10 protein-coding genes are annotated in these 7,792 nt (G+C 70.8%); 2 read left to right on the plus strand and 8 right to left on the minus strand.

The features are described from left to right. Positions 1–7 precede the first annotated feature (7 nt). Genes GFJ45_RS03170 through GFJ45_RS03185 form a run of 4 tightly spaced genes read right to left on the minus strand, consistent with a single transcriptional unit; the run spans position 8 to position 3,625 of the window. On the minus strand, positions 8–1,285 hold the full coding sequence (locus GFJ45_RS03170) for a TRAP transporter large permease (RefSeq protein ID WP_153394067.1): 1,278 nt from the start codon (positions 1,283–1,285) through the stop codon (positions 8–10). Beyond that, a complete protein-coding gene (locus GFJ45_RS03175; RefSeq protein ID WP_153394069.1) occupies positions 1,282–1,833 on the minus strand; it encodes a TRAP transporter small permease in 552 nt (183 codons plus the stop codon). The genes GFJ45_RS03170 and GFJ45_RS03175 overlap by 4 nt, the downstream gene beginning before the upstream one ends. A gap of 33 nt (positions 1,834–1,866) precedes the next feature. After that, complete coding sequence (locus GFJ45_RS03180; RefSeq protein ID WP_153394071.1) at positions 1,867–2,904, minus strand: DctP family TRAP transporter solute-binding subunit; 1,038 nt, start codon at positions 2,902–2,904, stop codon at positions 1,867–1,869. 55 nt (positions 2,905–2,959) lie between these two features. Then, a complete protein-coding gene (locus tag GFJ45_RS03185) occupies positions 2,960–3,625 on the minus strand; it encodes an RraA family protein (protein WP_228386402.1) in 666 nt (221 codons plus the stop codon). A gap of 188 nt (positions 3,626–3,813) precedes the next feature. Between GFJ45_RS03185 and GFJ45_RS03190 the strand changes: the two genes are divergently transcribed. Next, entirely contained in the window at positions 3,814–4,494 is a 681-nt protein-coding gene (locus tag GFJ45_RS03190; protein WP_153394073.1) for a GntR family transcriptional regulator, read from the plus strand. Between the two features lie 42 nt (positions 4,495–4,536). Here GFJ45_RS03190 and GFJ45_RS03195 read toward each other — a convergent pair whose 3' ends face one another. The 4 genes from GFJ45_RS03195 to GFJ45_RS16900 all read right to left on the minus strand — a co-directional run bounded on the left by GFJ45_RS03195 (position 4,537) and on the right by GFJ45_RS16900 (position 7,698). After that, on the minus strand, positions 4,537–4,809 hold the full coding sequence (locus GFJ45_RS03195; protein WP_153394075.1) for a hypothetical protein: 273 nt from the start codon (positions 4,807–4,809) through the stop codon (positions 4,537–4,539). A gap of 104 nt (positions 4,810–4,913) precedes the next feature. Further along, positions 4,914–6,719 (minus strand): bifunctional metallophosphatase/5'-nucleotidase, encoded by a 1,806-nt coding sequence (locus GFJ45_RS03200; protein ID WP_153394077.1) that lies wholly within the window; start codon positions 6,717–6,719, stop codon positions 4,914–4,916. A 132-nt stretch (positions 6,720–6,851) separates the two neighbouring features. Further along, positions 6,852–7,499, minus strand: a complete 648-nt coding sequence (locus tag GFJ45_RS03205; RefSeq protein ID WP_153394079.1) for a dihydrofolate reductase family protein — start codon at positions 7,497–7,499, stop codon at positions 6,852–6,854. A 67-nt stretch (positions 7,500–7,566) separates the two neighbouring features. Continuing rightward, complete coding sequence (locus tag GFJ45_RS16900) at positions 7,567–7,698, minus strand: hypothetical protein (protein WP_267128843.1); 132 nt, start codon at positions 7,696–7,698, stop codon at positions 7,567–7,569. Between GFJ45_RS16900 and GFJ45_RS16980 the strand changes: the two genes are divergently transcribed. Continuing rightward, the coding region (locus GFJ45_RS16980; protein WP_407670374.1) for a hypothetical protein at positions 7,697–7,792 on the plus strand (96 nt) is incomplete at its 3' end. The two genes, GFJ45_RS16900 and GFJ45_RS16980, sit on opposite strands and share 2 nt — an antisense overlap.

A 7,792-nucleotide genomic window follows, 5' to 3' on the forward strand; every position in this document is an offset into this window, starting at 1 on the left:
TCCCTCCTCAGAATCCGAGTGCTCGTGGCAGCGCGAGCGTCACGGCCGGCACGAACGTCACCAGCAGCAGCGAGATGCCCAGCGGGATGTAGAACGGCAGCACCCCGCGGAACACGTCGGAGACCGCGATGTCGGTGACGTCGCTGATGACGTAGCAGATCAGTCCCACTGGCGGGGTGACCACGCCCAGCATCAGCGCCAGGATCACCACGCTGCCGAAGTGCAGCGGGTCGACCCCGAACTGCTGGGAGGCCGGCAACAGCACGGGCACGAAGATCAGCAGCGCCGAGGCCGGCTCCAGCAGCATCCCCGCGAGGAGCAGCATCACGAGGGTGAGCCCCAGGAACACCGCCGGGTTGTCGGAGAGCCCGGTCATGAAGTCGGTCATCAGGCGGGGGACCCCTTCGAGGGTCATCACCCGCCCGAAGATCGCGGCGGCCGCCACCAGCACCAGGATGGCGCCGACGTTGCGCGCGGTGGAGACCAGGACCCGGTAGACGCCGCCGAAGCTCAGGTTGCGCGTCACCAGGCCCAGCAGCAGCAGGTAGCCGACGGCGACCCCGGCGGCCTCGGTCGGGGTGAAGACGCCGAGCAGGATGCCGCCCAGGAGCAGGACGGGGGCCAGCATGGCCGGGCCTGCCCCGGCCGCCGCCTTGGACCGTTCCGCCCACGTCGACTTGGGGCTCGTGAGCTCCGGCTTGCCGCGGGCCCAGATGAAGACGGTGATCAGCAGCGTCGTGACCAGCACGATGGCCGGGAGGATCCCGGCGATGAGCAGCCCTCCCAGGGAGACGCCGGCCGCGACCGCGTAGAGCACGGCCGGGATGCTCGGCGGCATGATCGGGCCGATGATGCCCGAGGCGGCGGTGACCCCGGTGGCGAACCGCTGCGGGTAGCCGCGCTTGAGCATGGCCGGCACCTCGATGCGGCCCAGGGCTGCCGCGTCGGCGATCGCCGAGCCGCTCATCCACGAGAACCCCAGGCTCACCACGACGTTGACGTAGCCCAGGCTGCCCCGCAGGTGGCCCAGGAACTTGTCGGCCGCGGCGAACAGCTTCTCGGTGACGCCCGTCTCGTTGGCCAGCGCTCCCATCATGATGAACAGCGGCACCGCCACCAGTGGGAAGCTGTTCAGGCCGCCGGCGACCCCGGGGATGACCGCGGTCAGCGCCCGCGGGCCCTCGATCGCGAAGTAGACGAGGCAGGGCATCAGCAGCGAGTACACGACCGGGACGCCGAGGAGCAGCAGGACCAGGACTCCGGCGATGACGAACAGGATCGTCATGTCAGCTGCATCTCCTCGGCGAGGTGGTCGCTGCGGTCCGGACTGACCCGTCCGTAGATCGCCAGGTTCACCAGGTTGCGGACGCTGTGCAGGGCGATCAGCGCGAAGCCCAGCGAGACCGACAGGTAGACCAGGCTCATCGAGATCTCCAGCGACGGCGAGCTGACCCGGGCGCTGCGGTCCAGGGTCTCGAAGCTCAGGTAGACCACCACCGCCGCGGTGAGCAGGGCCACCAGGTTGGCGAACGAGTGCAGCAGTGCCCTGCGGCGGGCGCTGCCGCGCGCTCGGAAGATCAGCACCGCGATGTGCTCGTCACGGTTCTGGGTGAGCGCCGCGGCCAAAAAGGTGGCCCAGATCAGGGTGAACCGGGCGATCTCGTCGGAGGTGGCCAGCGGCGTGTTCAGGACATAGCGCATGAACACCTGGGCCGTGGCGGCCAGGAAGATGACGGCGAGCAGCGCGACCGAGAGCCAGCGCTCGAGGACCGCGATGCCGTCGATGCCGCGCTCGGCCGTCCGCCACGCCTTGCTCAGGGCGGGTCTAGCCATGGCCCCTCCCCATTGCTCGGGTCCGCCGGTGCCTCACTCCTCACCCTCCGTGAGCTGCAGGTAGAGGTCACCCCAGGTGTCGGCGTACTCCGAGCCCTCCCCGGTGTAGACCTCCTTGGCGTTCTGCCGGAAGGCCTCCATGTCGAGCTGGTCCTGGGGGATCACCTCGATGGCGCCCTCGTCCTCCCACCGCTGCATGATCTCTTCCTCGGCATCGGCGATGCACTGGTCCACCTCGGCGGCGGCCGAGCTGGCGGCCTCGTCGAGCACCTGCTGCTGCTCGTCCGTGAGCTCCTGGTAGCTGGACTCGGCCATCGCGACGATGGAGACGTTGACGATGTGGCCGGTCATCATCATGTAGTCCTGCACCTCGTGCAGGTTGGCGGTGTCGATCTGCACGACCGGGTTCTCCTGCGCCTGCACCACACCCTGCGACAGCGCCAGGTAGAGCTCGGAGAAGTCCACCGGTGTGGGCGTGCCGCCCAGCGCCTCGGTGGTGGCCCGGCTGGCCGCCGTCTGCTGGCTGCGCATCGGGACGCCGGCGAGGTCCTCAGGCGACTCCACGACCTTGTTGGCGGTGATGTGACGCGAGCCCAGCGCCCACAGCGGACCCAGCACGCGCACGTTGTGGGACTCCCGCAACGGCACCAGCAGCTCTTCGCCGACCTCGCCGTCCACCAGCTCCTGCAGCTCCTCCTGGCTCTCGACCGAGAAGGCGGTTTCCAGGGCCCCGATCTGCTCGTCGAAGACGGTGAGGCTGCCGAGCCCGGGCACGGACATGTCCAGGGTGCCGGCCTGGATCTCCTCCAGGTTCTCCTCGTTGGAGCCCAGCTGGGCGCTGGGGAAGATCTCCATGCTCAGGTTGGCCTCGGGGTTGTCCTCGAAGACCTGCTGCATGTGCTCCAGCCCGCACGTCTGGTACGGGTGCTCCGGGGTCTGCGCGTGCGCGGCGCGGAACTCGACTTCCGGGTTCCCGCCCTCACCCTCACCCCCGCCTCCGCAGGCGGTCAGGGTCAGGGAGCCGGCGAAGGCAACGGCGATGGTGCGGCGGTAGGTGGCGCGAGTGGCCATGGTGTCCCTCTTATCAGCGTCGTCGGTGGAGATGGGTCAGGGGTGGTCGGGACTCTCAGAACTTCCCGTACTTCAGGTAGGCCTGCTGCGGAGGGGTGCCCTCCCGGATGGCGGCGCGCACCAGGTTCTCCTGCTGGAGGGCTTCCTCGGCGGCGGCGATGATCTCCTCGGCGTCGGCACCAGGGATGAGCACGACGCCGTCCTGGTCGGCGAGGACGAAGTCGCCGGTCTCGACGGCCGTCCCCCCGATCTGAATCGGCTCGCCCAGCGCGGTCGGCGCCCAGCGGCCGCGGACGTCGGCCGGGGTGTCGTAGCGGCGCCAGACGGGGAACTGGATGTCCCGGACGAAGTCGGTGTCCCGGCACCCGCCGTCCACGATGTAGCCGCGGACTCCCCGCAGCTGCAGCGTCTCGGCGGACAGCTCGCCCATGTGGGCGATCGTGGAGTCGTTCGGCTGGCAGATGAGCACGTGGCCGGCAGGCGCCCGCTCGAGCAGGCCGGTCCACTCCAGCATCGTCTGGTGCACCTCGAGCGTCTCGTCGATCTCGCCGGCCACGGTGAACACCGGCCCGGCCAGCTTCACGTCCGGCAGCAGCGGCCGGATGTCCGACGGCAGCGTCCGCACCTCGCGCCCGGCGTCTCGCATCACGTCGTAGACCACGCCCGTGTAGGTGTGCGCCAGCCGCTCAGCCAGCTGCTCGTGTGCCGCCGCGTCCGTCACTGTGGCTCCCTCGCTCTAGACAGATCATATAGGATATGATTGCCTCAGGATCGTTGCCCACCACCACGGATGTCAAGAGGTCGGACCAATTCCTGACCCAGTCGTGATGTTTCCGACGAACCGGACGGCCCGGGGCCGGCTGCCAGGCCCGGAGCCGCCCACGGCGGTGCCGCAGCAGAGAGGCGCTGATGGCCGTGCGTGAGACCCACTCCCCCACCACCGGGCGCGTCATGGTCGCCGACGAGACCTACGAGCGGCTCAAGGCGCGGATCATGGACCACGACATCGCGCCGGGCGACCGGCTCTCGATCGACGGGCTGGCCCGCGAGCTCCAGGTCTCGCAGACTCCCGTCCGCGAGTCGCTGGCCCGCCTGGAGAGCGAGGGCCTGGTGGTGAAGGTGCCGCTGCGCGGCTACCGTGCGACCGAGCTGCTGACCGAGGAGGAGTTCGCCGACATCTTCCAGCTTCGCGGCCTCCTGGAGCCGTGGGCGGCCCGGCGGGCCGCCGAGCGGATCACCGGCACCGGCGCGCGGGCCCTGCAGCAGGAGGTCGACAGCGTCAGCCTCCCCCGGGATGCCACCTACGACGCGTACCAGGCGCTGGCCGCGCACGACGAGCGGCTACACCACCTCGTGTGGGGACTGTCCGGGAGCCCGCAGGTGCTCCGCGCGCTCTCGCTCACCCACTGCCACCTGCACATCTTCCGGCTGCACTGGGAGCTCAGCTTCGGCCCGGACACGCTCGCCGAGCACCGCCGGATCGCCGCGGCGGTGGCCTCCGGCGACCCCGAGGGCGCGGAGCGGGCCATGGCCGAGCACCTGGAGGCCGGTGGCCTGCGGGGCCGGCTCAGCGGCTACTTCTCGCAGTGACCGGTCCCCGCCGACCGCCTGCTGCCCCGGGCCCTCGGCCCACTAGGCAGAGTCGCCGCCCTTGCTCTCGTCGGTGAAGTCACTGCCGGGCCGGTCGAAGGGATCGTTGTTGTCCGGGGTGTCCGGGACGCTGTCGGCCCCGCCGCGGTTGGCCTCGGCGTTGGGCGAGCCGCTCCCGCCCTCGGAGACCTGGCCCTCGTCGGACTCGCCGCCCTGCTGCCGCCTGGCGTCCTCCTGCTGCTGCTCGTCCTCGCGGGAGGGGCTCGCGTTGTTCGTCGTGCCACCGAAGGTCTCGTCGTACTGGTCCTGGCCCATGGTCGCCACGGTAGGCCGCATCCGGGAACCTGACGACCGGAAGCAGCGGGCCCGGCCCACCAGGGACGGTGAGCCGGGCCTCGGCCGAGGTGGCGCTGCCGGCCTCAGCCGACCGGCTCGCCGCCGACGGTGAGCTGCCAGTTCTCGACGAAGAAGTCGGCGGGGTCGATGACCCCGCGCTCCTGCGCCCACTCGATGAGCAGCTGGCGGATCTCCCGCTGCTCGTTGTAGACGACCGGGGCCTCGTCGATGTGCGGGAAGTTGCCGCCGCCGCTCCGCCGGTAGTTGTTGACCGCCACGACGAACTCCATGTCGGCGGTCACCGGGGTCCCGTCGGTCAGGGTGAGGTTCTGCACCCGCGACCCGGCCGGCTCGGACAGCTCCAGGTCGTAGCTGACGCCGGAGAACATGTCGTAGTTGTAGTCGGGCGTGCCACCGGCGTTGGTGTCGGTCGCGGGGTCGAAGGTCTCCCCCGCCGGCACCGTCTCGAAGTACGTCGCCGAGTACTCCAGGTAGTCACGCAGCTGCGCCCCGGTGAGCGTGACCGCCTCCAGGGTGTTGTCGTAGATGTACAGCCCGGCGATGTCGCGGATCGTCACCGCACCCTGGGGGAACACCGCGTCGCGGGAGAACGGCGCGGCGATCGAGAGCACCGGCAGGTCGGCGTACTCCGTGCCGGCCAGTGCCTCGGTGACCGTCTCGGTCTGCACGTGCTGGATGAAGTCGAGGATCGCGGTGTCCTCCCACCGGGAGGTAGCGGCCGACAGCTCCTGCACCGAGGTCGCCACCACGGTGTTGACGTACTCGACGGTGGTGTCGTGGTAGCCCGCGACCAGGTCCATGATCGCGGGGTGCTCGTCGTAGTCGCGGGTGCGGATGGCCGACCCCTCGGCGGCCGTCACCTCCCACTGACCGCGGACCTTGACCAGGTCCAGGTCGACGCGGGCGACGCTGCCGCCCCACCGGTACGGCTGGGTCAGCAGCACCTCCTCACCGGTCTGCTCGTTGACGATCACCTGCTCGGGGGCGTCCCGGTGGGTGTGGCCGATGACCATCACGTCGATGCCGGGCACGGTGCGGGCGATGTCGTCGGCCGGGTTCTCCGGCGGCACCTCGGAGTCGTCGTAGGAGGAGTCGCCGATCCCGGCGTGGGAGAGCACCACCACCACGTCGGCGCCGGCCGCCTTCAGCTGCGGGACGTACTGCTCGGCGGTCTGGACCATGTCGCGGAACTCCAGCTCCCCCTCGACGTTGCCCTTGTCCCAGATGGCCGAGCCGGGCGTGGTGAGACCGAGGATGCCGACCGTCACCGGCTTGTGGCCGCGGGTCTTCTTCCGCACCAGCGTGTACGGCTCGAAGGCCGGCTCGCCGGTGTCCACGTCGACCACGTTGGCGCCGAGCAGCGGCATCGCCAGGTCGTCCTCGTAGGCGCCGAGCAGGTCGAGGCCGTAGTTGAACTCGTGGTTGCCGACGACCTGGGCGTCGTAGCCGATCTCGTTGTAGGCCAGCGCCATCGGGTGGGTCCGGCCGGTCTCGGTCACCGGCTCCTGCGCGGCGTAGTAGTAGGTCAGTGGCGTGCCCTGGATGGCGTCACCGTTGTCGACGACGAGCAGCCGGTCCTCGCCGACCTCCTGCCGCACGTCCTCGACGACCGAGGCGACCTTGGCCAGGCCGACGCTGTCACCGCTGCTCTCGCTGTACGGCGCGTCGCGGAAGTAGTCCCAGTTGGCGACGCGGCCGTGGATGTCCGTGGTCGCCAGCAGCGTCAGCTCCTGGCTGTGGGCGTCATGGCCGCGGGCGCGGTCGTGCGGGCGGTCGGCCTGCCAGGGAGCGGCCACGGCCGGCAGGGCGGTGCCGACCAGGGTCAGAGCGGCGCCGATCGCCGCCCATCGGGTCCGGGCGGGAGCCATGGGAAGTCCCCTCTGTGCTGTGGATGAGCCACGCGCAGTCTGCTCCACCCTCGCCGGGGCCGGCAACAGGGCGAGCCACCACCCGGTGCCAAGTGGCTCGCCCGGTGACCGGGTCGCCGCTCGCCCGGCCGGTCAGGTCGGCTCGCTGACCCGGGCCACCTCTCGGCCGTCCTCCACGACGAACTCCCCGGTGCTCATGCCACCGGGCGCCAGGACCAGGTGCACCAGCCCGCCGCCGGTGACCTCGCCGGCCACCACCTGGAAGCCGGAGGGCGCCGCGCCCTCGGCGAACAGCCGCTTGCCGTGGCCGACCACGACGGGGAAGACCAGCAGCCGGTAGCGGTCCACCAGCCCCGCGTCGTGCAGCGTGCGCACCAGCTGCCAGCTGCCGTGGACCTGCAGCTCGCGGCCGGGCCGCTCCTTCAGGGCCGCCACCGCCGCCACCACGTCGGCGGAGATGACCGAGGTGTGGGCCCAGCCCGGCTCCCGCAGCGTCGTGGAGACCACGTGCTTGGGCCGCGCGTTGAGGGCGGCGGCGATCGGGTTGTCCGGGTCGGTCACCTGGGGCCAGTAGGCCCGCATCATCTCGAAGGTGGCCCGGCCGAGCAGCAGCTCGTCGGCCTCGGCGTACCAGGTGTCGATGATCCGGCCCATGTCCTCGTCCTCCAGCGGCACCAGCCACCCGCCGCGGTCGAACCCCCCGCTGGGGTCCTCGTCCGGCGCGCCGGGGCCCTGCATGACGCCGTCCAGGGTGACGAACGTGTTGACGGTGAGCTTCATGATGTCTCCGTAGTCATGCCGGTACTGACCGCGCCGGGCCGACCGAGTCATCGGCGGCTCAGATCGCCTACCGCTCGACGACAGCGGTCCACCGTCCGTAGGACTCGGCGACCGCCTCGGCCTGGTCACCGGGCTCGGTGACCTCCGCCTGCTCCCGCCGCGGCTGCAGCCGGGCGCCCACGCCGCGGGCGGCCAGCATGGCGGCGCCGGTGGCCCTGGCCTACCTGACCAAGGCCACCGGTGCCGACTTCGGCGCCATGCTGTCGGCCTCCCACAACCCGATGCCCGACAAC

It is taken from the genome of Ornithinicoccus halotolerans (genome assembly GCF_009602535.1).
GTDB lineage: Bacteria > Actinomycetota > Actinomycetes > Actinomycetales > Dermatophilaceae > Ornithinicoccus > Ornithinicoccus halotolerans.

What these genes read in the sequence shown, in the direction of transcription:
- GFJ45_RS03200 (WP_153394077.1), bottom strand. Translation starts at nt 6,719, where the DNA reads ATGGCTCCCGCCCGGACCCGATGGGCGGCGATCGGCGCCGCTCTGACC.
- GFJ45_RS03190 (WP_153394073.1), top strand. Translation starts at nt 3,814, where the DNA reads ATGGCCGTGCGTGAGACCCACTCCCCCACCACCGGGCGCGTCATGGTC.
- GFJ45_RS03180 (WP_153394071.1), bottom strand. Translation starts at nt 2,904, where the DNA reads ATGGCCACTCGCGCCACCTACCGCCGCACCATCGCCGTTGCCTTCGCC.
- GFJ45_RS16900 (WP_267128843.1), bottom strand. Translation starts at nt 7,698, where the DNA reads ATGCTGGCCGCCCGCGGCGTGGGCGCCCGGCTGCAGCCGCGGCGGGAG.
- GFJ45_RS03205 (WP_153394079.1), bottom strand. Translation starts at nt 7,499, where the DNA reads ATGAAGCTCACCGTCAACACGTTCGTCACCCTGGACGGCGTCATGCAG.
- GFJ45_RS03170 (WP_153394067.1), bottom strand. Translation starts at nt 1,285, where the DNA reads ATGACGATCCTGTTCGTCATCGCCGGAGTCCTGGTCCTGCTGCTCCTC.
- GFJ45_RS03195 (WP_153394075.1), bottom strand. Translation starts at nt 4,809, where the DNA reads ATGGGCCAGGACCAGTACGACGAGACCTTCGGTGGCACGACGAACAAC.
- GFJ45_RS03175 (WP_153394069.1), bottom strand. Translation starts at nt 1,833, where the DNA reads ATGGCTAGACCCGCCCTGAGCAAGGCGTGGCGGACGGCCGAGCGCGGC.